The sequence below is a fragment of the Streptococcus sp. GS001 genome (genome assembly GCF_021595565.1).
In the GTDB taxonomy this organism is placed as follows: domain Bacteria; phylum Bacillota; class Bacilli; order Lactobacillales; family Streptococcaceae; genus Streptococcus; species Streptococcus xiaochunlingii.
Window position 1 is genome coordinate 101,662 of sequence record NZ_JACSYJ010000005.1, and the last position, 22,694, is coordinate 124,355.

General features: G+C 41.5%; 34 protein-coding genes and 1 rRNA gene. 34 read left to right on the forward strand and 1 reads right to left on the reverse strand.

What is annotated here, in order from left to right; translation table 11 throughout:
- Nucleotides 1-348 precede the first annotated feature (348 nt).
- Complete coding sequence (polA, locus tag H8S88_RS09185; protein WP_048789419.1) at nucleotides 349-2,994, forward strand: DNA polymerase I; 2,646 nt, start codon at nucleotides 349-351, stop codon at nucleotides 2,992-2,994.
- Between the two features lie 135 nt (nucleotides 2,995-3,129).
- The gene (locus H8S88_RS09190; RefSeq protein WP_048789418.1) at nucleotides 3,130-3,570 is read left to right on the forward strand and encodes a CoA-binding protein; all 441 of its coding nucleotides are present in this window, start codon (nucleotides 3,130-3,132) and stop codon (nucleotides 3,568-3,570) included.
- Nucleotides 3,571-3,729: 159 nt separating this feature from the next.
- Here H8S88_RS09190 and H8S88_RS09195 read toward each other — a convergent pair whose 3' ends face one another.
- On the reverse strand, nucleotides 3,730-4,617 hold the full coding sequence (locus tag H8S88_RS09195) for a DUF975 family protein (protein ID WP_229099959.1): 888 nt from the start codon (nucleotides 4,615-4,617) through the stop codon (nucleotides 3,730-3,732).
- A gap of 151 nt (nucleotides 4,618-4,768) precedes the next feature.
- On the opposite strand from H8S88_RS09195, the gene tgt reads away from it, so the two are divergent.
- The 32 genes from tgt to H8S88_RS09355 form a co-directional block, all read left to right on the forward strand.
- Nucleotides 4,769-5,911, forward strand: coding sequence for a tRNA guanosine(34) transglycosylase Tgt (gene tgt, locus H8S88_RS09200; protein WP_125336259.1), 1,143 nt, complete (start codon nucleotides 4,769-4,771; stop codon nucleotides 5,909-5,911).
- A 429-nt stretch (nucleotides 5,912-6,340) separates the two neighbouring features.
- Nucleotides 6,341-6,649 (forward strand): 30S ribosomal protein S10, encoded by a 309-nt coding sequence (rpsJ, locus tag H8S88_RS09205; RefSeq protein WP_003009585.1) that lies wholly within the window; start codon nucleotides 6,341-6,343, stop codon nucleotides 6,647-6,649.
- 84 nt (nucleotides 6,650-6,733) lie between these two features.
- A complete protein-coding gene (gene rplC / locus H8S88_RS09210) occupies nucleotides 6,734-7,360 on the forward strand; it encodes a 50S ribosomal protein L3 (protein WP_003010846.1) in 627 nt (208 codons plus the stop codon).
- A 24-nt stretch (nucleotides 7,361-7,384) separates the two neighbouring features.
- Nucleotides 7,385-8,008 (forward strand): 50S ribosomal protein L4, encoded by a 624-nt coding sequence (gene rplD / locus H8S88_RS09215; protein ID WP_003009591.1) that lies wholly within the window; start codon nucleotides 7,385-7,387, stop codon nucleotides 8,006-8,008.
- A complete protein-coding gene (locus H8S88_RS09220; protein WP_006595190.1) occupies nucleotides 8,008-8,304 on the forward strand; it encodes a 50S ribosomal protein L23 in 297 nt (98 codons plus the stop codon). The genes rplD and H8S88_RS09220 overlap by 1 nt, the downstream gene beginning before the upstream one ends.
- 17 nt (nucleotides 8,305-8,321) lie before the next feature.
- Nucleotides 8,322-9,155 (forward strand): 50S ribosomal protein L2, encoded by an 834-nt coding sequence (gene rplB, locus H8S88_RS09225; RefSeq protein ID WP_048690562.1) that lies wholly within the window; start codon nucleotides 8,322-8,324, stop codon nucleotides 9,153-9,155.
- A 102-nt stretch (nucleotides 9,156-9,257) separates the two neighbouring features.
- Complete coding sequence (gene rpsS, locus H8S88_RS09230; RefSeq protein ID WP_000533766.1) at nucleotides 9,258-9,539, forward strand: 30S ribosomal protein S19; 282 nt, start codon at nucleotides 9,258-9,260, stop codon at nucleotides 9,537-9,539.
- Nucleotides 9,540-9,550: 11 nt separating this feature from the next.
- Nucleotides 9,551-9,895 (forward strand): 50S ribosomal protein L22, encoded by a 345-nt coding sequence (gene rplV, locus H8S88_RS09235; RefSeq protein WP_048789415.1) that lies wholly within the window; start codon nucleotides 9,551-9,553, stop codon nucleotides 9,893-9,895.
- Nucleotides 9,896-9,908: 13 nt separating this feature from the next.
- On the forward strand, nucleotides 9,909-10,562 hold the full coding sequence (gene rpsC / locus H8S88_RS09240; protein WP_006595187.1) for a 30S ribosomal protein S3: 654 nt from the start codon (nucleotides 9,909-9,911) through the stop codon (nucleotides 10,560-10,562).
- 3 nt (nucleotides 10,563-10,565) lie between these two features.
- Nucleotides 10,566-10,979 (forward strand): 50S ribosomal protein L16, encoded by a 414-nt coding sequence (gene rplP, locus H8S88_RS09245; protein ID WP_023024998.1) that lies wholly within the window; start codon nucleotides 10,566-10,568, stop codon nucleotides 10,977-10,979.
- A 9-nt stretch (nucleotides 10,980-10,988) separates the two neighbouring features.
- Entirely contained in the window at nucleotides 10,989-11,195 is a 207-nt protein-coding gene (gene rpmC / locus H8S88_RS09250) for a 50S ribosomal protein L29 (RefSeq protein ID WP_003002350.1), read from the forward strand.
- A 23-nt stretch (nucleotides 11,196-11,218) separates the two neighbouring features.
- Nucleotides 11,219-11,479: a 30S ribosomal protein S17 gene (rpsQ, locus tag H8S88_RS09255; protein WP_000440801.1), complete on the forward strand. Its 261-nt coding sequence runs from the start codon at nucleotides 11,219-11,221 to the stop codon at nucleotides 11,477-11,479.
- A gap of 25 nt (nucleotides 11,480-11,504) precedes the next feature.
- On the forward strand, nucleotides 11,505-11,873 hold the full coding sequence (rplN, locus tag H8S88_RS09260; RefSeq protein WP_002894494.1) for a 50S ribosomal protein L14: 369 nt from the start codon (nucleotides 11,505-11,507) through the stop codon (nucleotides 11,871-11,873).
- Nucleotides 11,874-11,950: 77 nt separating this feature from the next.
- On the forward strand, nucleotides 11,951-12,256 hold the full coding sequence (gene rplX / locus H8S88_RS09265; protein ID WP_006595185.1) for a 50S ribosomal protein L24: 306 nt from the start codon (nucleotides 11,951-11,953) through the stop codon (nucleotides 12,254-12,256).
- A gap of 23 nt (nucleotides 12,257-12,279) precedes the next feature.
- Nucleotides 12,280-12,822 (forward strand): 50S ribosomal protein L5, encoded by a 543-nt coding sequence (gene rplE / locus H8S88_RS09270; protein WP_006595184.1) that lies wholly within the window; start codon nucleotides 12,280-12,282, stop codon nucleotides 12,820-12,822.
- Between the two features lie 17 nt (nucleotides 12,823-12,839).
- A complete protein-coding gene (locus H8S88_RS09275) occupies nucleotides 12,840-13,025 on the forward strand; it encodes a type Z 30S ribosomal protein S14 (RefSeq protein WP_001085699.1) in 186 nt (61 codons plus the stop codon).
- A gap of 284 nt (nucleotides 13,026-13,309) precedes the next feature.
- Nucleotides 13,310-13,708 carry a 30S ribosomal protein S8 gene (gene rpsH / locus H8S88_RS09280; RefSeq protein WP_006595183.1) on the forward strand — a complete coding sequence of 133 codons (399 nt, stop codon included), beginning with the start codon at nucleotides 13,310-13,312 and terminating at the stop codon, nucleotides 13,706-13,708.
- A 187-nt stretch (nucleotides 13,709-13,895) separates the two neighbouring features.
- Nucleotides 13,896-14,432 (forward strand): 50S ribosomal protein L6, encoded by a 537-nt coding sequence (rplF, locus tag H8S88_RS09285; RefSeq protein WP_004269753.1) that lies wholly within the window; start codon nucleotides 13,896-13,898, stop codon nucleotides 14,430-14,432.
- 83 nt (nucleotides 14,433-14,515) lie between these two features.
- Nucleotides 14,516-14,872 (forward strand): 50S ribosomal protein L18, encoded by a 357-nt coding sequence (rplR, locus tag H8S88_RS09290; RefSeq protein ID WP_003010871.1) that lies wholly within the window; start codon nucleotides 14,516-14,518, stop codon nucleotides 14,870-14,872.
- Nucleotides 14,873-14,889: 17 nt separating this feature from the next.
- The gene (gene rpsE, locus H8S88_RS09295) at nucleotides 14,890-15,384 is read left to right on the forward strand and encodes a 30S ribosomal protein S5 (RefSeq protein WP_006595182.1); all 495 of its coding nucleotides are present in this window, start codon (nucleotides 14,890-14,892) and stop codon (nucleotides 15,382-15,384) included.
- A 14-nt stretch (nucleotides 15,385-15,398) separates the two neighbouring features.
- Complete coding sequence (rpmD, locus tag H8S88_RS09300; RefSeq protein WP_002894509.1) at nucleotides 15,399-15,581, forward strand: 50S ribosomal protein L30; 183 nt, start codon at nucleotides 15,399-15,401, stop codon at nucleotides 15,579-15,581.
- 146 nt (nucleotides 15,582-15,727) lie between these two features.
- Nucleotides 15,728-16,168, forward strand: a complete 441-nt coding sequence (rplO, locus tag H8S88_RS09305) for a 50S ribosomal protein L15 (protein ID WP_006595181.1) — start codon at nucleotides 15,728-15,730, stop codon at nucleotides 16,166-16,168.
- A gap of 12 nt (nucleotides 16,169-16,180) precedes the next feature.
- A complete protein-coding gene (secY, locus tag H8S88_RS09310) occupies nucleotides 16,181-17,488 on the forward strand; it encodes a preprotein translocase subunit SecY (protein WP_048690557.1) in 1,308 nt (435 codons plus the stop codon).
- Nucleotides 17,489-17,584: 96 nt separating this feature from the next.
- Nucleotides 17,585-18,223, forward strand: a complete 639-nt coding sequence (locus tag H8S88_RS09315; RefSeq protein ID WP_006597039.1) for an adenylate kinase — start codon at nucleotides 17,585-17,587, stop codon at nucleotides 18,221-18,223.
- A gap of 116 nt (nucleotides 18,224-18,339) precedes the next feature.
- On the forward strand, nucleotides 18,340-18,558 hold the full coding sequence (gene infA / locus H8S88_RS09320; RefSeq protein WP_001029883.1) for a translation initiation factor IF-1: 219 nt from the start codon (nucleotides 18,340-18,342) through the stop codon (nucleotides 18,556-18,558).
- A 23-nt stretch (nucleotides 18,559-18,581) separates the two neighbouring features.
- A complete protein-coding gene (rpmJ, locus tag H8S88_RS09325; RefSeq protein WP_001808836.1) occupies nucleotides 18,582-18,698 on the forward strand; it encodes a 50S ribosomal protein L36 in 117 nt (38 codons plus the stop codon).
- Between the two features lie 17 nt (nucleotides 18,699-18,715).
- On the forward strand, nucleotides 18,716-19,081 hold the full coding sequence (gene rpsM, locus H8S88_RS09330) for a 30S ribosomal protein S13 (protein WP_003009631.1): 366 nt from the start codon (nucleotides 18,716-18,718) through the stop codon (nucleotides 19,079-19,081).
- A 26-nt stretch (nucleotides 19,082-19,107) separates the two neighbouring features.
- A complete protein-coding gene (rpsK, locus tag H8S88_RS09335; protein WP_001118385.1) occupies nucleotides 19,108-19,491 on the forward strand; it encodes a 30S ribosomal protein S11 in 384 nt (127 codons plus the stop codon).
- A 45-nt stretch (nucleotides 19,492-19,536) separates the two neighbouring features.
- Complete coding sequence (locus H8S88_RS09340; protein ID WP_006595177.1) at nucleotides 19,537-20,475, forward strand: DNA-directed RNA polymerase subunit alpha; 939 nt, start codon at nucleotides 19,537-19,539, stop codon at nucleotides 20,473-20,475.
- Nucleotides 20,476-20,486: 11 nt separating this feature from the next.
- Entirely contained in the window at nucleotides 20,487-20,873 is a 387-nt protein-coding gene (gene rplQ / locus H8S88_RS09345; protein WP_006595176.1) for a 50S ribosomal protein L17, read from the forward strand.
- Nucleotides 20,874-21,070: 197 nt separating this feature from the next.
- On the forward strand, nucleotides 21,071-22,372 hold the full coding sequence (locus H8S88_RS09350; protein WP_125336260.1) for a glutamate-cysteine ligase family protein: 1,302 nt from the start codon (nucleotides 21,071-21,073) through the stop codon (nucleotides 22,370-22,372).
- A gap of 246 nt (nucleotides 22,373-22,618) precedes the next feature.
- A 16S ribosomal RNA gene (locus H8S88_RS09355) occupies nucleotides 22,619-22,694 on the forward strand; the annotation flags it as partial.

The window sequence follows — 22,694 nt, forward strand, 5'->3', positions numbered from 1 at the left end:
TCCTATTCTTAGGGCTGCGATGGCAAGGGCTCCGTCTTCAGTTACCAGCTTGCAGCAAAAACAACTGCATGCTTTGCGCCTCAGCTTTTAGTTTTCTTGAAGCTTTCTATAAGGAATGGTTTAGGTTTCTCTTGTATACTAAACTCATCCAATAAGAAATGAAGTACAGCAAATGAAAATCTCAGTTAATTATCCAAAACGCTTTAAGAAATTGCCACAACAAGGTTCTTGTTACGGCGAATAAACACTTCTCTTCATTTTTCATAAGAAACTCCTAAAGAAGGCTCTACCCGAAAGGGTAGAGTTTTTATGTACCAGAGACCTTGTGATTCGTGATATAATAGGCCTATGGAAAAAAAGAACAAATTACTACTCATCGACGGGTCTTCCGTCGCTTTTCGTGCCTTTTTCGCACTCTATAATCAAATCGATCGCTTCAAAAATGCCAATGGGTTGCATACCAATGCGGTCTATGGCTTTAACCTCATGTTGAGCCATCTCTTGGAGCGCATCCAACCGACTCATGTCCTCGTTGCTTTCGATGCAGGAAAGACGACCTTTCGGACGGAGATGTATGCCGACTACAAAGGAGGTCGGGCAAAAACACCAGATGAATTCCGTGAGCAGTTCCCTTTTATTCGCGAGCAACTAGATCATTTGGGGATCCGCCATTATGAGCTAGCCCAGTATGAAGCGGATGATATTATTGGAACGCTAGATAAGATGGCAGAAACTAGCTCGGTGCCATTTGAAGTCACCATTGTCTCTGGGGATAAGGATTTGATCCAGCTGACAGATGATAATACGGTGGTTGAGATTTCCAAAAAAGGGGTAGCAGAGTTTGAGGAATTCACTCCAGCCTATCTGAAAGAAAAAATGGGTCTGACGCCAGAGCAATTTATCGACCTCAAGGCCTTGATGGGAGATAAGTCGGATAATATCCCAGGTGTTACTAAGATCGGAGAAAAGACAGGGATCAAACTACTCCTAGAGTATGGCTCTCTCGATGGTATTTACGAGCATATCGATGAGATGAAGGCTTCTAAGATGAAGGAAAACCTCATCAACGACAAGGAGCAGGCCTATCTGTCCAAGACTCTCGCGACCATCGATACCAATGCGCCCATTGAGATTGGCCTGGATGATATCACCTATACGGGCCCCCATCTAGAAAATCTCGCCAAGTTTTTTGAGGAGATGGGCTTCAAGCAACTCCGTCAGGCCTTGGATCTCAGTGGAGAAGAGGCGGCTCCTGTAGCTATTGACTATACAGAAGTCGAGCAAGTCACTCCAGATATGCTTACGGAAGATAGTTTCTTCCATTTTGAGATTTTTGGGGACAACTACCATACGGAACCCATCATCGGTTTTGCATGGGGGACCAAAGGTCAGCTCTACGCAAGTACTGGTACTGATCTTTTACAAACACCGATTTTCAAAGAATTTCTCGAAAAAACGCCCCTCAAGGTCTATGACTTTAAGCGGGCCAAGGTCTTGCTCAGCCACTTGGGCATTACCTTGCAAAAGCCAGCTTTTGACAGTCGATTGGCCAAGTATCTCTTGTCGACCGTAGAGGACAATGAAATTTCAACCATTGCGAGCCTCTATAGTCAGATTGCGCTGCCACTGGACGAAGTTGTTTATGGCAAGGGAGCCAAAAAAGCGATCCCAGAAAAGACCGCCCTATTAGAGCATTTGGCACGAAAAGTCGCTGTTCTACTGGATACCGAAGAGCCCATGATGGAGCAGTTGCAAGCCCATGATCAATTAGATTTGCTCTATGATATGGAGCAACCACTAGCAGCTGTTTTGGCCAAGATGGAAATCGCAGGGATTAAGGTAGAACGCCAAACCCTCAAAGACATGCAGGTGGAAAACGAAGTGGTCTTGGAGCGCTTAACCCAAGAAATCTACGAGCTTGCTGGAGAAGAGTTTAATATCAATTCTCCAAAACAATTGGGGGTCATCCTCTTTGAAAAATTGGAACTCCCACTTGAATATACTAAGAAGACCAAAACCGGCTATTCCACAGCCGTTGATGTTTTGGAACGCCTAGCCCCAATCGCACCGATCGTGTCTAAGATTCTTGAATACCGCCAAATTGCCAAGATCCAATCGACCTATGTCATCGGTCTTCAAGATTGGATTTTGGAAGATGGGAAGATCCATACCCGCTATGTACAGGATTTGACGCAGACAGGCCGTTTGTCTAGCGTGGATCCCAACCTGCAAAATATCCCTGTCCGTTTGGAACAAGGCCGTCTCATTCGCAAGGCCTTTGTCCCAGAAGAGGAAAATAGTGTCTTGCTCAGTTCGGACTATTCACAGATCGAATTGCGCGTCTTGGCCCATATTTCGGGAGATGAGCATTTGATTGATGCCTTTAAACATGGGGCAGATATCCATACATCGACTGCTATGCGGGTCTTCAATATTGAAAAACCAGAAGATGTGACGCCGAATGACCGTCGCAATGCAAAAGCAGTAAACTTCGGTGTGGTTTATGGAATTTCCGACTTTGGACTGTCTAATAATCTAGGGATCAGTCGAAAAGAAGCCAAGGCCTACATTGAAACCTATTTCGAACGCTACCCTGGCATCAAGAGCTATATGGAAAGAGTGGTACGGGAAGCGCGTGACAAAGGCTATGTAGAAACTCTCTTCAAGCGTCGTCGGGAGATTCCAGATATCAATTCTCGCAACTTCAATGTTCGAGGCTTTGCGGAGCGGACGGCTATCAACTCACCCATCCAAGGATCGGCAGCCGACATCTTGAAAATTGCTATGATCCACTTGGGCCAAGCGCTAGAAGCAGGGGCATATAAGACCAAGATGCTCCTTCAGGTCCACGACGAAATTGTTCTGCAAGTACCAAGTGATGAACTGGCAGCGATCAAAGAACTCGTCAAAGAGACCATGGAATCTGCTATCGAACTTGCAGTTCCACTAGAAGCTGATGAGAATGAAGGCAAAACATGGTATGAAGCCAAATAAGATTGAGTTTGTTTAAAACAGAAAGCGGTAGGAGACTTTTCAGTTTCCTACCGCTTTTAACGACAAACACTTGCAATGCCCTTCGTATTGTTATACTATTTAAAGAAAGGAAACGCATACAAAAAGGAGATTCTTATGGCTTATTCATTTCGCAATCCTAGTGATGGCATTATCAAACATTACCTCGAAACCAGTAAAGTCATTGCTGTAGTTGGATTATCTGACCGTGAAGAGACGACCAGCCATCGTGTCAGCGAGGAGATGCAAGAGCGGGGCTATCGGATTATTCCCGTTAATCCTCGTGCAGCCGGTGGCCAAATCCTTGGAGAAAGGGTGTATGCTAGCTTGCAGGAAATTCCTTTCCCGGTAGATATCGTCGATGTTTACCGTCGCAGTGAGTTTTTGCCAGATGTAGCGCGTGACTTTATCGAGTCGGATGCGAAGATTTTCTGGGCGCAACTAGAGCTGGAAAATCAAGAAGCAGAAGAAATCCTTCGTGGAGCTGGACGAGAAGATATCGTCATGAACCGCTGTATCAAACGCGAGCACACTCGCTTGGTCTTAGGAGAAGGATAGCTTTTGATTTATCTCAGAACCTCTCGTCTTTCATCCAGTGATTAAACTGATACGAGAGGTGAAATAAATACAGACGGATTTCCCTAACAGAGATAAAAGAACCCACCTAGTGCTTTGGAGAATGGCTCCAATCGAAGGTAGGTTTTCTTGTTTTCTTTGTTAATCAAGTGGATTAGACTTTGGTAGATCCGGCGCCTTTTGCTGGAAGCGACTGTCCGCCTGCATCCGTTTTTGAAGGAGGGTATGGTAGAAGATGATTTGGCAACTGGTTGCATAAGGTTTAACATAAAAATTCGCCATTCCTAAAGTGAAAAAAGATAGAATTTGCCAACCGAGCAGACTCAAATCAAGAACAAGGCGGTGGCTCTTAAAGCCTTTCATCTCTTCCTTACTTTGGCGGAGGATAGACATGGGACCGTCATAGGTTCCTGTCATCAGTCGACTATATAGGATCAATTCGACCAAACTATACTGGTAATAAAAAGGGAGGAAGAGTAGGAGCCCAACCAGAGCCATTAAGAGGCCGGTCGTCATCGTTGGAGCTAACTTAAGAATTGCTTGAACTTCTGGAGTATCCGCTCTAAGGGTAGACGTAGTGGAGGAGGATTCATTGATAGCGAGAACGTGATAGCTGACCACCGTTAAGAGAAGTTGACTCACATAGAGGAGGCTCCCCCACAAAGACAGGATAACTTGCTTAATGAATAGCGTTAAAAACGCAGGTGTAAAATACTGGCTCTGAAAGATGGTGAAGATACCAAAGTTCTTTTCTCCCTTGCTAGAGGCAGAAATCAAAAAGCGAAAAGTTGCCCCTAAATAGAGAAAAGAAAGGATAAATCCAATAATCGCAGGGAAAATCTGCCGGCTTAGAAGAAAGAGCATCCCTTCTCTAAGTTCCATGTGAGCAAGTGTTTCAGTGATGTCTGTCCCTGTCAGCATGTAACTTGCAAGGATTGTCAGGAAAGTTGGTAAGGCAAAGTAGGAGAAGACTTTGGGATGTTGCAATTGCAGCTGACGAGCTTGAGCACGAACCAATTTGATATTCATAATGTCCTCTTTCATGGTAGTAGTACCCTTTATTATAACACAAGTCCGTGACAGAGCTGGTAAAATTTGGTACAATCGTACAGGTGCTCACAGGAGATCCTGTGACAGGAATAAGAAGGCTGGGACTGTTTTTCCCAGTACGGAGGTAACCATGACAGATTCACCGATTCAATATCGATTAATCAAAAAAGAAAAGCATACAGGAGCTCGTCTGGGAGAAATTATCACCCCCCACGGGACCTTCCCAACCCCAATGTTTATGCCTGTAGGGACTCAGGCAACCGTTAAGACTCAATCGCCAGAAGAACTCAAGGAAATGGAGTCCGGAATTATTTTGGCCAACACCTACCATCTCTGGCTTCGTCCGGGGGACGACTTGGTCGCAAAAGCAGGAGGACTGCACCAGTTCATGAACTGGGACCAGCCCATTTTAACAGATAGTGGAGGCTTCCAGGTCTATTCACTAGCGGATACCCGCAATATCACCGAAGAAGGGGTAACCTTTAAAAATCACCTCAATGGTTCGAAGATGTTCCTCTCCCCAGAAAAGGCCATCTCGATCCAAAACAATCTAGGGAGCGATATCATGATGTCCTTTGACGAATGTCCTCAGTTCTATCAACCCTATGATTATGTGAAGAAATCAATCGAACGGACCAGTCGTTGGGCAGAACGTGGCCTTAAGGCTCATCGTCGCCCTCATGATCAAGGTCTTTTCGGGATTGTCCAAGGGGCTGGATTTGAAGACTTGCGCCGTCAGTCTGCGCGTGATCTCGTTAGCATGGACTTCCCAGGCTATTCTATCGGTGGATTAGCTGTTGGAGAAAGCCATGAAGAGATGAATGCCGTGCTGGATTTCACAACCCCTCTCTTACCAGAGAACAAGCCTCGCTATCTCATGGGAGTAGGAGCTCCAGACAGTCTGATCGATGGCGTTATTCGTGGAGTGGACATGTTTGACTGTGTCTTGCCGACGCGGATTGCGCGAAATGGCACCTGTATGACTAGTCAAGGACGTCTGGTGGTGAAAAATGCGCAATTTGCAGAAGACTTTACGCCACTAGACCACGAGTGTGATTGCTACACTTGTAAGAATTACACCCGTGCTTATCTTCGCCACCTCCTCAAGGCAGATGAGACCTTCGGCATTCGCTTGACCAGCTACCACAACCTATACTTCTTGATTAACCTCATGAAGCAGGTCCGTCAAGCCATCATGGATGACAATCTTTTAGAATTTCGTGAGCATTTTGTCGAAAAATATGGCTATAACAAATCAGGGCGGAATTTCTAGGAAGAGCTAAATAGAAAGAACAAAGATTACAGCCATCTGAGAATAATAGGAATAACTGCGAGACGCAGTGGTTGATTGGTATCTTTGTTCACTTGTTAAGCTCCCAAGATAACCTAATCTGCGGGGGCGAGACGACGAACAAATTTGGAAATAAATTTGTTCTGTCTCGCTCCCTTTTTTCTATATAATAGCAACTTTTTTAGCACTTTATTTCTTTCGAAAACACTTTCATCAAAAAAAAACGAAAAAAACTACTCAAATCCCTTGCATTGGGGCTTTCATTGTGTTAAACTACTATGGTGCTGTGAAAAACAGCTATTAGCTTTGATGCAAGAGGTTGCGACACGCTCGGTTGCATTGCCACGCAACGCGCGTCGGTTTTCTTGTGGAGCTAGCCTATTATCTTAAATAGACGAAAAGGAGAAAAAGATGGCAAACAAAAAAATCCGCATCCGTTTGAAAGCGTACGAACACCGTACACTTGATACAGCGGCTGCAAAAATCGTAGAATCAGCTACTCGTACAGGTGCACAAGTTGCGGGTCCAATCCCACTTCCAACTGAGCGTAGCCTCTACACAATCATTCGTGCGACTCACAAATACAAAGATTCTCGCGAACAATTCGAAATGCGTACACACAAACGTTTGATCGATATCATCAACCCAACTCAAAAAACAGTTGATGCTTTGATGAAATTGGATCTTCCAAGCGGTGTAAACGTAGAAATCAAACTTTAATCTAAAGCTTGATACCTTGAGCATAAAAAACGCTCGTTAAAAACTTTTTGAATAAAAAAACTATAGAAAAGGAACTATTTTCTCATGACAAAAGGAATCTTAGGGAAAAAAGTGGGAATGACTCAAATCTTCACTGAAGCTGGCGAATTGATCCCTGTAACAGTTATCGAAGCAACTCCAAACGTTGTTCTTCAAGTTAAAACTGTTGAAACAGATGGTTACAACGCTATCCAAGTTGGTTTCGATGACAAACGCGAAGTATTGAGCAACAAACCTGCTAAAGGACATGTAGCAAAAGCTAACACGGCTCCTAAGCGCTTCATTCGTGAATTCAAAAACGTTGAAGGCTTGGAAGTTGGTGCTGAAATCACAGTTGATACTTTCGAAGCTGGAGACATTGTTGATGTAACTGGTACTTCTAAAGGTAAAGGTTTCCAAGGTGTTATCAAACGCCACGGACAATCACGTGGACCTATGGCTCACGGTTCTCGTTACCACCGTCGTCCAGGTTCTATGGGACCTGTTGCACCTAACCGCGTATTCAAAGGTAAAAACCTTGCAGGACGCATGGGTGGCGATCGTGTAACGATTCAAAACCTTGAAGTTGTACAAGTTGTTCCAGAAAAGAACGTTATCCTTATTAAAGGTAACGTACCAGGTGCTAAGAAATCTCTTATCACTATCAAGTCAGCAGTTAAAGCTGGTAAATAATAAGGAAAGGGGAATACAGTCAAAATGGCAAATGTAACATTATTCGACCAAACTGGTAAACAAGCGGGCGAAGTTGTTCTTAACGATGCGATCTTTGGTATCGAACCAAACCAAGCAGTTGTATTTGATGTGATCATCAGCCAACGTGCTAGCCTTCGTCAAGGGACTCACGCAGTTAAAAACCGCTCAGCCGTTTCAGGTGGCGGACGCAAACCATGGCGTCAAAAAGGAACTGGACGTGCTCGTCAAGGTTCTATCCGCTCTCCACAATGGCGTGGTGGTGGAATCGTCTTCGGACCAACTCCACGTAGCTATGCGTACAAACTTCCTCAAAAAGTTCGTCGCCTTGCGCTTAAATCTGTTTACTCAGAAAAAGTTGCTGAAAACAAATTTGTAGCCGTTGATTCTCTTGAATTTACAGCTCCAAAAACTGCTGAATTTGCAAAAGTTCTTGCAGCTTTGAGCATCGATTCTAAAGTCCTTGTTATTCTTGAAGAAGGAAACGAATTCGCAGCTCTTTCAGCTCGTAACCTTCCAAACGTGAAAGTTGCGACTGCTACAACTGCAAGTGTTCTTGACATCGCAAATAGTGACAAACTTCTTGTTACTCAAGCAGCTATCTCTAAAATCGAGGAGGTTCTTGCATAATGAATTTGTATGATGTTATCAAAAAACCTGTTATCACTGAAAAGTCAATGGCTCAACTTGAAGCAGGCAAATATGTATTCGAAGTTGACACTCGCGCTCACAAACTTTTGATCAAACAAGCTGTTGAAGCTGCCTTTGAAGGTGTAAAAGTTGCGAATGTGAACACTGTAAACGTAAAACCAAAAGCTAAACGTGTTGGGCGTTACACTGGTTTTACTTCAAAAACTAAAAAAGCTATCATCACGCTTACAGCTGATTCAAAAGCAATCGAGTTGTTCGCTACTGAAGCTGAATAATCTAAGGAGGAAATATCGTGGGAATTCGTGTTTATAAACCAACAACAAACGGTCGCCGTAATATGACTTCTTTGGATTTCGCTGAAATCACAACAAGCACACCAGAGAAATCTTTGCTCGTTTCATTGAAGAGCAAAGCAGGTCGTAACAACAACGGACGTATCACAGTTCGTCACCAAGGTGGTGGACACAAACGTCATTACCGTTTGATTGACTTCAAACGTAACAAAGATAACGTTGAAGCAGTTGTAAAAACAATTGAGTACGATCCAAACCGTTCTGCAAACATCGCTTTGGTACACTACACTGACGGTGTGAAAGCATACATCATCGCTCCAAAAGGTCTTGAAGTTGGTCAACGCATCGTTTCAGGTCCAGAAGCAGATATCAAAGTCGGAAACGCTCTTCCACTTGCTAACATCCCAGTTGGTACTTTGATCCACAACATCGAATTGAAACCAGGTCGTGGTGGAGAATTGGTACGTGCTGCTGGAGCTTCTGCTCAAGTATTGGGTGCTGAAGGTAAATACGTACTTGTTCGTCTTCAATCAGGCGAAGTTCGTATGATCCTTGGTACTTGCCGTGCTACAGTTGGTGTTGTCGGAAACGAACAACATGGACTTGTAAACCTTGGTAAAGCTGGTCGTAGCCGTTGGAAAGGTATCCGTCCAACAGTTCGTGGTTCTGTAATGAACCCGAATGATCACCCACACGGTGGTGGTGAAGGTAAAGCACCAGTTGGTCGTAAAGCACCATCTACTCCATGGGGCAAACCTGCTCTTGGTCTTAAAACTCGTAACAAGAAAGCGAAATCTGACAAACTTATCGTTCGTCGTCGCAACGAGAAATAATTTAGAACTAGTCGCTTAAGCGCTAGATGATCCGCCAGCTCGGTAGCGCTCCTTGTGAGCGCAAGCCGCTGTGGTACTATATTTAAAGGAGAAAAAAATAAAATGGGACGCAGTCTTAAAAAAGGACCTTTCGTCGATGAGCATTTGATGAAAAAAGTTGAAGCTCAAGCTAACGACGAAAAGAAAAAAGTTATCAAAACTTGGTCACGTCGTTCAACGATCTTCCCAAGTTTCATTGGTTACACTATCGCAGTTTATGATGGACGTAAACACGTACCTGTTTACATCCAAGAAGACATGGTAGGTCACAAGCTTGGTGAATTTGCACCAACTCGTACTTACAAAGGTCACGCTGCAGATGACAAGAAGACACGTAGAAAATAAGGAGAACATAAATGGCAGAAATTACTTCAGCTAAAGCAATGGCTCGTACAGTGCGTGTTTCACCTCGTAAATCACGTCTTGTTCTTGACAACATCCGTGGTAAAAGCGTAGCCGATGCAGTAGCAATCTTGAAATTCACTCCAAACAAAGCAGCTGAAATCATCTTGAAAGTGTTGGATTCAGCAGTAGCAAACGCTGAAAACAACTTTGGTTTGGAAAAAGCAAACTTGGTAGTATCTGAAGCATTCGCAAACGAAGGACCAACGATGAAACGTTTCCGTCCACGTGCGAAAGGTTCAGCTTCACCAATCAACAAACGCACAAGCCACATCACAGTGGTTGTGACAGAAAAATAAGGAGGGTAACATCGTGGGTCAAAAAGTACATCCAATTGGAATGCGTGTCGGCATCATCCGTGATTGGGATGCCAAATGGTATGCTGAAAAAGAATACGCGGATTACCTTCATGAAGATCTTGCAATCCGCAAATTTATTCAAAAAGAATTAGCTGACGCAGCGGTTTCTACTATTGAAATCGAACGCGCAGTAAACAAAGTTAACGTTTCTCTTCACACTGCTAAACCAGGTATGGTTATCGGTAAAGGTGGAGCAAACGTCGATGCACTTCGTGCAGCTCTTAACAAATTGACAGGTAAACAAGTTCACATCAACATCATCGAGATCAAACGTCCTGACTTGGATGCTCACCTTGTTGGTGAAGGAATTGCTCGTCAATTGGAGCAACGTGTGGCTTTCCGTCGTGCTCAAAAACAAGCGATCCAACGTACTATGCGCGCTGGAGCTAAAGGAATCAAAACTCAAGTATCAGGTCGTTTGAACGGTGCAGATATTGCTCGTGCTGAAGGATACTCTGAAGGTACAGTTCCACTCCACACACTTCGCGCAGACATCGATTACGCTTGGGAAGAAGCAGATACAACTTACGGTAAACTTGGTGTTAAAGTATGGATCTACCGTGGTGAAGTTCTTCCAGCTCGTAAAGACGCTAAAGGAGGTAAATAACCAATGTTAGTACCTAAACGTGTAAAACACCGTCGCGAATTCCGTGGTAAAATGCGCGGTGAAGCAAAAGGTGGAAAAGAAGTATCATTCGGTGAATACGGTCTTCAGGCTACAACTAGCCACTGGATTACTAACCGCCAAATCGAAGCTGCTCGTATTGCCATGACTCGTTACATGAAACGTGGTGGTAAGGTTTGGATCAAGATCTTCCCACACAAATCATACACCGCTAAAGCTATCGGGGTACGTATGGGATCTGGTAAAGGGGCACCTGAAGGTTGGGTAGCACCAGTTAAACGTGGTAAAGTAATGTTTGAAGTTGCTGGTGTATCTGAAGAGATCGCTCGCGAAGCGCTTCGTCTTGCAAGCCACAAATTGCCAGTTAAATGTAAATTCGTAAAACGTGAAGCAAAATAAGGAGAGGTCATGAAACTTACAGAAGTAAAAGAATTTGTTAAAGAACTTCGTGGTCTTTCTCAAGAAGAACTCGCGAAGCGTGAAAATGAATTGAAAAAAGAATTGTTTGAACTTCGTTTCCAAGCTGCTGCAGGTCAATTGGAGCAAACTGGACGTTTGAAAGAAGTGAAAAAACAAATCGCTCGTATCAAAACTGTTCAATCAGAAGCTAAATAATAGACTAGGGAAGGAGAATTTCAATGGAACGCAATAATCGTAAAGTTCTTGTTGGACGCGTTGTGTCTGACAAAATGGACAAAACAATCACAGTTGTAGTTGAAACTAAACGTAACCACCCAGTCTATGGTAAACGTATCAACTATTCTAAAAAATACAAAGCACATGATGAAAACAACGTTGCCAAAGAAGGCGATATCGTTCGTATCATGGAAACTCGTCCGCTTTCAGCTACAAAACGCTTCCGTCTTGTAGAAGTTGTTGAAGAAGCGGTCATCATCTAATCTAACCTGAAAGGAGAAAACTGAAATGATTCAAACAGAAACTCGTTTGAAAGTCGCAGACAACAGTGGTGCTCGCGAAATCTTGACTATCAAAGTTCTTGGTGGCTCAGGACGTAAATTTGCAAACATCGGTGATGTTATTGTGGCATCTGTAAAACAAGCTACTCCTGGTGGTGCGGTTAAAAAAGGTGACGTTGTAAAAGCTGTTATCGTTCGTACTAAATCAGGTGCTCGTCGTAAAGATGGTTCATACATCAAATTCGACGAAAATGCCGCAGTGATCATCCGTGAAGACAAAACTCCTCGCGGAACTCGTATCTTTGGCCCAGTCGCTCGCGAATTGCGTGACGGTGGTTTCATGAAGATCGTATCACTTGCTCCAGAAGTACTTTAATTTTAAAAATCACAAACACAGTCCCCTGGCTCATTGGCCAGGGTGCCCATCGGGCGTAAGAATAAAAGGAGAATAAAATGTTTGTAAAAACTGGCGACAAAGTTCGTGTAATTGCTGGTAAAGACAAAGGTGTTGAAGCTAAAGTCGTTGCTGCTCTTCCAAAAGTAAATAAAGTTGTTGTTGAAGGTGTAAACCTTGTTAAAAAACACCAACGTCCAAATAACGAAAACCCTCAAGGTGCTATCATCGAAAAAGAAGCTCCAATCCATGTATCAAACGTTCAAGTTTTAGACAAGAACGGTGTTGCTGGACGTGTTGGCTACAAATTCGTAGACGGCAAAAAAGTTCGTTATAACAAAAAATCAGGCGAAGTGCTTGACTAATCACGAAGGAAAGGAGAAGTATAATGGCTAATCGTTTAAAAGAAAAATACCTTAATGAAGTAGTTCCAGCTTTGACTGAACAATTTAACTACTCATCAGTTATGGCAGTGCCAAAAGTTGATAAGATCGTTTTGAACATGGGTGTTGGAGATGCTGTTTCTAACGCTAAAAACCTTGAGAAAGCTGCTGAAGAATTGGCATTGATCTCAGGTCAAAAACCACTTATCACAAAAGCTAAAAAATCAATCGCCGGCTTCCGTCTTCGTGAAGGTGTAGCGATCGGTGCGAAAGTAACTCTTCGTGGCGAACGTATGTACGAATTCTTGGACAAATTGGTTTCAGTTTCACTTCCACGTGTTCGTGACTTCCATGGTGTTCCAACAAAATCATTTGACGGACGCGGAAACTACACACTTGGTGTAAAAGAACAATTGATCTTCCCAGAAATCAACTTTGATGATGTTGATAAAACTCGTGGTTTGGATATCGTAATCGTAACTACTGCGAACACAGACGAAGAATCACGTGCATTGCTTACTGGCCTTGGTATGCCGTTTGCAAAATAATATAGGAGGTAAAACTAATGGCTAAAAAATCTATGATTGCTAAGAACAAACGCCCAGCGAAGTTCTCTACTCAAGCATACACTCGCTGTGAACGTTGTGGACGTCCACACTCAGTTTACCGCAAGTTTAAACTTTGCCGTGTTTGCTTCCGTGAATTGGCATACAAAGGACAAATCCCTGGTGTCACTAAAGCATCTTGGTAATGTAAGATATTAAGGGCGTCAAAACTCCAAGTGAAAATAGGGAACTTGACGAAGAAACTTTTGTTTCTAGGAAAGTTCATCTTTTTCACACAGAGTTTAGCCCGAGTTCAGTTTGGCTAGCCAATTTGAACACGAGCTACAGCTTTGGCAAAAAAGACCAATTTACTTTGGAGCATGGCTCCTGCAATAAATTGCCTATTTTTGCTCTTGCTGTTACGCTCTCTGTATCATGTATTAACTAGCAAGTGAAACATTCAAACTACTAGTAAGAGGAGAAATATAAAATGGTTATGACTGACCCAATCGCAGACTTCCTAACTCGTATTCGTAACGCTAACCAAGCAAAACACGAAGTACTTGAAGTACCTGCATCAAACATCAAAAAAGGGATTGCTGAAATCCTTAAACGCGAAGGTTTTGTAAAAAACGTTGAAGTAATCGAAGATGACAAACAAGGTATCATCCGCGTGTTCTTGAAATACGGAGCAAACGGTGAAAAAGTTATCACAAACTTGAAACGTGTTTCTAAACCAGGTTTGCGTGTTTACAAAAAACGTGAAGATCTTCCAAAAGTTCTTAATGGACTTGGAATTGCTATCCTTTCAACTTCTGAAGGTTTGCTTACTGATAAAGAAGCACGCCAAAAGAACGTTGGTGGGGAAGTTATCGCTTACGTTTGGTAATATTTAGCTCCCAATTTCGTTGTCACTCTTCGTTATCGTCTCTTGCCTAACACTAAGTTATGTCTGCGAGACGATGCCTCGATTCACTTAGAAATTGAGACCTAAACATTAACTTTTAAATCATAATGATTTAACCCCGTGAAAACTGGCCTTCAAAGGCCTGACAATTTAACAGGAGAATAAAAACATGTCACGTATTGGTAATAAAGTTATCGTGTTGCCTGCTGGTGTTGAACTCACTAACAATGACAACGTTGTAACTGTAAAAGGACCTAAAGGAGAACTTACTCGTGAGTTCTCAAAAGATATTGAAATCCGTGTGGAAGGTACTGAAGTAACTCTTCACCGTCCAAACGATTCAAAAGAAATGAAAACTATCCACGGAACTACTCGTGCCCTTTTGAACAACATGGTAATTGGTGTTTCAGAAGGATTCAAGAAAGAACTTGAAATGCGCGGGGTTGGTTACCGTGCACAACTTCAAGGATCAAAACTTGTTTTGGCTGTTGGTAAATCACATCCAGACGAAGTTGAAGCTCCAGAAGGAATTACTTTTGAACTTCCAAACCCAACAACAATCGTTGTTAGCGGAATTTCAAAAGAAGTAGTTGGGCAAACAGCTGCTTACGTACGTAGCCTTCGTTCACCAGAACCTTACAAAGGTAAAGGGATCCGTTATGTTGGTGAATTCGTTCGCCGTAAAGAAGGTAAAACAGGTAAATAATGTAGTTTGGTTGTTTTTCAACCAATCTTCATCTTACCAACTCAGTGCTTAGCACATGATTTTAAAATTAAGAGGTGAAAATTGTGATTTCGAAACCAGATAAAAATAAAATCCGTCAAAAACGCCACCGTCGCGTTCGCGGAAAACTCTCTGGAACTGCTGATCGCCCACGTTTGAACGTATTCCGTTCTAATACAGGCATCTACGCTCAAGTAATTGATGACGTAGCGGGTGTAACGCTCGCAAGCGCTTCAACTCTTGACAAAGAAGTTTCAAAAGGAACTAAAACTGAACAAGCCGTTGTTGTCGGCAAACTTGTTGCTGAACGTGCAGTTGCTAAAGGTATTTCTGAAGTGGTGTTCGACCGCGGTGGATATCTATATCACGGACGTGTTAAAGCTTTGGCTGATGCAGCTCGTGAAAACGGATTGAAATTCTAATAGGAGGACACTAGAAAATGGCATTTAAAGACAATGCAGTTGAACTTGAAGAACGTGTAGTTGCCATCAACCGTGTTACAAAAGTTGTTAAAGGTGGACGTCGTCTTCGCTTTGCAGCTCTTGTAGTTGTTGGTGACCGTAACGGACGTGTTGGTTTTGGTACAGGTAAAGCTCAAGAAGTACCAGAAGCAATCCGTAAAGCAGTAGAAGATGCTAAGAAAAACTTGATTGAAGTTCCTATGGTTGGAACAACAATTCCTCATGAAGTAACATCAGTATTTGGTGGAGCTCGTGTATTGTTGAAACCAGCTATCGAAGGGGCTGGGGTTGCTGCAGGTGGTGCAGTTCGTGCCGTTGTTGAATTGGCAGGTATTGCAGATGTAACATCTAAATCACTTGGATCAAACACTCCAATCAACATTGTTCGTGCAACAGTGGAAGGTTTAGCTCAATTGAAACGCGCTGAAGAAGTTGCTGCCCTTCGTGGTATTTCAGTTTCTGACTTGGCTTAAGAAAGGAGATTCAAATGGCTCAAATTAAAATTACTTTGACTAAGTCTCCAATCGGACGCATCCCGTCACAACGTAAAACTGTTGTAGCACTTGGACTTGGCAAATTGAACAGCTCTGTTATTAAAGAAGATAACCCAGCAGTACGTGGTATGATCACTGCAGTATCTCACTTGGTAACAGTTGAAGAAGTAAAATAATCTATTAAAAAATAGAAACAAGGTTTTCAGGGGTATGAGAAATTTCTCATCCCCTAAAACTAAATATAAGTATAGGCGAGTTTGTAGTCGGGACACCTTTTCCTGATTACAAGCGTTAGCAATTTACAAAAGAGGAGAAAATAATAATGAAACTTCATGAATTACAACCTGCTGCAGGTTCACGTAAAGTCCGCAACCGTGTTGGTCGTGGTACTTCATCTGGTAATGGTAAAACTTCTGGCCGTGGTCAAAAAGGTCAAAAAGCTCGTAGCGGTGGCGGTGTACGTCTTGGTTTTGAAGGTGGACAAACTCCATTGTTCCGTCGTCTTCCAAAACGTGGATTTACAAACATCAATGCTAAAGAATATGCTATTGTGAACCTTGATCAGTTGAACGTCTTCGAAGATGGTGCTGAAGTAACACCAGTAGTACTTGTGGAAGCAGGTATTGTAAAAGCTGAAAAATCAGGAATTAAAATTCTTGGTAACGGAGAATTGACTAAGAAATTGTCTGTTAAGGCAGCTAAATTCTCTAAATCAGCTGAAGAAGCTATCACTGCTAAAGGTGGTTCAGTAGAAGTCATCTAAGAGGGGTGACCTATGTTCTTTAAATTATTAAAAGATGCATTTAAGGTTAAACAAGTAAGATCAAAAATTTTATTTACTATTTTTATCATACTTGTCTTCCGAATCGGGACCACGATCACGGTTCCTGGTGTGAATGCGAAAATCCTTAACAACTTACAAGATGTTTCCTTCTTGAATATGATGAGCTTGGTGTCAGGGAATGCCATGAGAAACTTCTCTGTCTTCGCCCTCGGGGTGAGTCCTTACATCACGGCTTCCATCGTAGTTCAGCTCCTTCAAATGGATTTGCTTCCGAAATTTGTTGAGTGGGGGAAACAAGGAGAAGTTGGGCGGAGAAAGTTGAATCAGGCAACACGCTATATTGCCTTGGTTCTAGCTTTCGTTCAATCCATTGGAATTACAGCTACTTTCCATACTTTGTCACAAGCTAAATTGGTATCCACACCGAACGTTGAAACTTACATCTTGATTGGTGCGATTTTAACGACGGGTTCAATGATTGTCACTTGGCTTGGAGAACAAATTTCCGATAAAGGATACGGGAATGGTGTTTCTATGATTATCTTTGCGGGGATTGTTTCTTCAATTCCAGAGATGATCAAAGGTGTTTACGAAGATTCATTTGTTAACGTTCGTCATGGACAATTGACTAATTCACTAATTTTCATAGGTGTGTTAATCTTAGCGGTATTAGTGATTGTTTACTTCACAACCTTTGTGGAACAAGCACAGTATAAAATTCCAATTCAATACACAAAAATTGCACAAGGAGCACCATCTAGCTCATATCTTCCATTGAAGGTAAACCCAGCTGGAGTTATTCCTGTCATCTTTGCTAGTTCGATCACAGCTGCACCGGCAGCAATTTTCCAGGTCATTAGTGCCATGGGTTACAATGCTGGATGGGTTCGAACAGCACAATCTATGTTAGCGACCAATACACCAACAGGTGTAGCAATGTATGCTTTGCTAATCATTTTGTTTACTTTCTTCTACACATTTGTACAGATTAACCCAGAAAAAACTGCGGAAAATCTACAAAAGAGTGGTGCCTACATTCCAGGTGTACGTCCTGGTAAGGGAACGGAAGACTACATGTCACGTCTTCTTAGACGGTTGGCTACGGTTGGTTCTCTCTTCCTTGGATTCATCACCATTATTCCAATCCTTGCTCGGGATGTCTTTGGTTTGACAGATACAGTTGCTCTTGGAGGAACTAGTCTCTTGATTATCATCTCAACTGGTATTGAAGGAATGAAACAATTAGAAGGTTACTTATTGAAACGCAAATACATTGGTTTCATGGATACAACAGAATAGAATTAGGTTGACATTGTCAACCTTCTATTTTGTTTTTGAATAAGTTTGTTAGATCGTAACAGACTTATTTAAAAACAAAATAAGGAGCAAATGATTATGAATCTATTAATCATGGGATTGCCTGGAGCAGGTAAGGGGACACAAGCGGCTAAGATTGTAGAACAATTTCAAGTTGCACATATCTCAACTGGGGATATGTTCCGTGCTGCAATGGCCAATCAAACCGAAATGGGTGTGTTGGCAAAATCATTCATCGATAAAGGTGAATTGGTGCCAGATGATGTGACAAACGGGATTGTAAAAGAACGTTTGGCTCAAGACGATATTAAAGAAAAAGGATTCCTCTTAGATGGTTTCCCTCGCACGATTGAACAAGCACATGCTTTGGATCAAATCTTGGTCGACCTTGGTCTTGAACTTGAGGGAGTGATCAACATCGAAGTAGATCCATCTTGCCTTCTTGAACGCTTGAGTGGACGTATCATTCACCGTGAAACAGGTGAAACCTACCATAAGGTATTCAATCCACCAGCTGATTACAAGGAAGAAGACTATTACCAACGTGAGGACGATAAGCCAGAAACGGTTAAACGTCGCTTGGATGTGAATATTGCTCAAGGTGAGCCGATTCTTGCTCATTATCGTGCAAAAGGGTTAGTCCATGATATCGAAGGAAATCAAGACATTAACGACGTCTTTAAAGATATCCAAAAAGTCTTGGAGAATTTGAAATAAAAACGTTTTAGTCACTTGCAATAATTGACAACAAGTGATACAATGAATTAGTCTGACTTATAATTGTTACCTCTGTGCTCAGAGGAATGAATCGAAATTTATGGAGGTACTTTTGCGTGGCAAAAGACGATGTGATTGAAGTAGAAGGCAAAGTAGTCGATACGATGCCGAATGCTATGTTTACGGTTGAACTTGAAAATGGACATCAGATTTTAGCAACAGTTTCTGGTAAAATTCGTAAAAACTATATTCGTATTTTAGCGGGAGATCGTGTTACAGTGGAGATGAGTCCGTACGATTTGACACGTGGACGTATCACATACCGCTTTAAATAATCGAAAAACTTGGAGGGATAAAAATGAAAGTAAGACCATCGGTCAAACCAATTTGCGAATACTGTAAAGTAATTCGTCGTAATGGTCGTGTTATGGTAATTTGCCCAGCAAATCCAAAACACAAACAACGTCAAGGATAAGATAGAAAGGAGAAAACATGGCTCGTATTGCTGGAGTTGACATTCCAAATGACAAACGTGTAGTAATTTCATTGACTTATGTATACGGTATCGGACTTCCAACATCTAAGAAAATTCTTGCTGCTGCAGGCGTTTCTGAAGATATTCGTGTTCGCGACCTTACACCAGATCAAGAAGATGCTATCCGTCGTGAAGTTGACGCAATTAAAGTAGAAGGTGACCTTCGTCGTGAAGTGAACTTGAACATTAAACGTTTGATGGAAATCGGTTCATACCGTGGTATCCGTCACCGTCGTGGACTTCCTGTTCGTGGACAAAACACTAAAAACAATGCTCGCACTCGTAAAGGTAAAGCTGTTGCGATTGCTGGTAAGAAAAAATAAGAAAATAAAATAAGGAGGTAAAAATCTTGGCTAAACCAACACGTAAACGTCGTGTGAAAAAGAATATCGAATCAGGTATTGCTCATATTCACGCAACATTTAATAACACAATTGTTATGATTACTGATGTGCATGGTAACGCAATTGCATGGTCATCTGCAGGTGCTCTTGGTTTCAAAGGTTCTCGTAAATCTACACCATTTGCTGCACAAATGGCTTCAGAAGCTGCTGCAAAATCAGCTCAAGAACATGGTCTTAAATCAGTAGAAGTTACTGTTAAAGGTCCTGGTTCTGGTCGTGAGTCTGCTATTCGTGCTCTTGCTGCTGCTGGTCTTGAAGTTACTGCAATCCGCGATGTGACTCCTGTGCCACACAATGGTGCTCGTCCTCCAAAACGTCGCCGTGTATAATCATCAACAATTACACAGCTTTTCGTTTCAGAGGGAGTATAGCAAATGATTGAGTTTGAAAAACCAAATATAACAAAAATTGATGAAAATAAAGATTACGGTGTATTTGTAGTAGAACCACTTGAACGTGGTTATGGTACAACACTAGGGAACTCTCTTCGTCGCGTATTATTAGCTTCACTTCCAGGTGCTGCTGTTACTTCAATTAACATTGAAGGTGTATTGCACGAATTTGATACAGTTCCAGGTGTCCGTGAAGACGTTATGCAAATCATTCTTAACGTTAAAGGGATCGCTGTAAAATCTTACGTCCAAGACGAAAAGATTATTGAACTTGATGTAGAAGGTCCTGCAGAAGTGACTGCTGGAGATATTCTTACAGATAGTGATATTGAAATTGTAAACCCTGATCATTATCTTTTCACAATCGGTGAAGGATCAAGCTTCAAAGCGACTTTGACTGTAAACAGCGGTCGTGGTTATGTTCCAGCTGATCAAAATAAAAAAGATGATGCACCAGTAGGTACACTTGCTGTAGATTCAATCTATACGCCAGTGACAAAGGTTAATTACCAAGTTGAACCAGCTCGCGTTGGTAGCAACGATGGTTTTGACAAACTAACCCTTGAAATCTTAACAAATGGAACAATTATTCCAGAAGATGCTTTAGGTTTATCTGCTCGTATTTTGACAGAACACCTTAACCTCTTTACGAACTTAACAGAAATCGCGATTGCGACAGATGTTATGAAGGAAGTAGATACAGCATCAGATGATCGAGTACTAGAACGTACCATCGAAGAATTGGATCTTTCTGTTCGTTCATATAACTGTTTGAAACGTGCCGGTATCAATACTGTGTATGATTTGACAGAAAAATCTGAACCAGAAATGATGAAGGTTCGTAACCTTGGACGTAAGAGTCTCGAAGAAGTTAAAGTTAAGCTTGCCGATTTAGGCCTTGGGCTAAAAAACGATAAATAGAGGAGGAATACATGGCTTACCGTAAACTAGGACGCACTAGCTCACAACGTAAAGCAATGCTTCGTGATTTGACTACAGATCTTATCATCAATGAAGCAATCGTAACAACTGAAGCACGTGCAAAAGAAATCCGTAAATCAGTTGAAAAAATGATTACTTTAGGTAAACGTGGTGACTTGCATGCACGTCGTCAAGCAGCTGCTTACGTACGTAACGAAGTTGCATCACAAAACTTTGATGAAGAAACTGGTAAATATTCAGAAACAACTGCACTTCAAAAATTGTTCTCTGAACTTGCACCACGTTATGCTGAGCGCAATGGTGGATATACTCGTATCCTTAAAACTGAACCACGCCGTGGGGATGCTGCGCCAATGGCAATTATCGAATTAGTATAAAATCATCAATTTTGTTGAGTGTTATGATGTTGGAAGGACTGAATGGTTCTTCTTAGTCTAGCTCTGGTCTGCCGCTAGGATTTATCCTAGCGGTAACACTCATCATATTGAGGTAAATGGTAGACGCTTGTTTACGAAATTGCTTTAATTTAAAACAATTTCGTAAGCAGGCGTTTTTTTGATATAATAGAAGAGTTATGACAGTAAAAGAAAAATCACAAGCACTCGCCCAGCAATTATTGGCAAAGCGTTACCTTGCCTCGCTAAAAGATAATCCAGAGCAGTACATTGGGGTTGAACTCGAATTTCCAATCGTAAATACAATGGGGAATAAAACGGATGTACTGGTTACAAAGGCTCTTTTTAAGCATCTGCAAGAAGTTGAAAAGTTTATTGCGATTAAACAAGATGAAGATGGGAATCCAGTCCAGTTACAGCATAAAATAAACAAAGATCAAATTTTATTTGAGTTATCTTACAATACCATTGAATTTGCTTTTGAAAAGACTAAAACCATCCAAGAAGTCGAAAGACGGTTTCAACACTATTTAGGAATCATTCAACCATTCTTAAGAGAGAGGCAGCATCAAATAGAAGGAAAAGGCATCCATCCTTATTGGAGAATAAATGAAAATCAACCTGTAAAAATTGATCGTTATAAAATGCTGATTCAATTCTTACAACTGTCTGGACAAGATCCTAACCATCGATTCCATCATTATCCAGACTATGGAACCTTTATTTGTGGGAATCAAGTACAATTAGATGTTTCAAGAACGAATTACTTGGAAATAATTAATGCGATGAATAAGGTAGAGCCAGCAAAAGCATATCTGTTTGCTAATTCCATTTTCGATGGAGAAGACTGGGATACGAAGATCTCAAGAGATATTTTCTGGGAAGATTCCATGCATGGCTATTATCAGGAAAATGTTGGTGTAAATCCTAAAGCGTTTATAAATGAAAAGGACTTTCTAGAATATTTAGCGAAGACAGCCTTGTTTTATGTTTATCGTGAGAATGAAATCTTATATTTCGAACCTATTAGAGTAGAGGATTATCTCGCAAAAGAAAAAATAGTAGCCTATCGCTTAGATAGAACTAGACAAGAAATAAAACCGCAAGAAGAGGACCTAAAGAATCATAGAAGCTACCATTTTCAAGATTTAACAACAAGAGGAACCATCGAATATAGAAGTGTTTGTACTCAACCATTAAATAAAACATTTGCACCAATTGCATTTCATGTCGGATTGCATCATAATATCAAAGAATTAGAAGAGTATTTAGCTCAAAACATCGTTTTTGATTTTAGTAAAGAAAATCCGAGAGAATTAAGAAGGCAATACTCGAAAAAACAGTTAACTGAAAGTGAATTGGTGAAAATTAAACAATATTCGTTAGATTTGTTAAAAATATCAAAAAGAGGATTGATGGATCGTGGAAACCAAGAAGAGGTTTATCTCGAAGAAATCATAAAAGAGCTTGGGAAATGCTGATTTAACAGCATTTCCTTTTTTTAAATTAAAAAAACAACAAAAAAATTAAAAAAATAGAAAAAAGATATTGACAAGTTTTCATGGACGTGATATACTAATATAGTTGTCGCGCGAGAGCGACAAAGACCTTTGAAAACTGAACAAGACGAACCAATGTGCAGGGCACTATAACTAAGGTTATAGTACTGAACAATGAAAAAACAATAAATCTGTCAGTGACAGAATGAGTTTAAGACAAACAATTATTTTAATGAGAGTTTGATCCTGGCTCAGGATGAACGCTGGCGGCGTGCCTAATACATGCAAGTAGAACGCTGAAGGA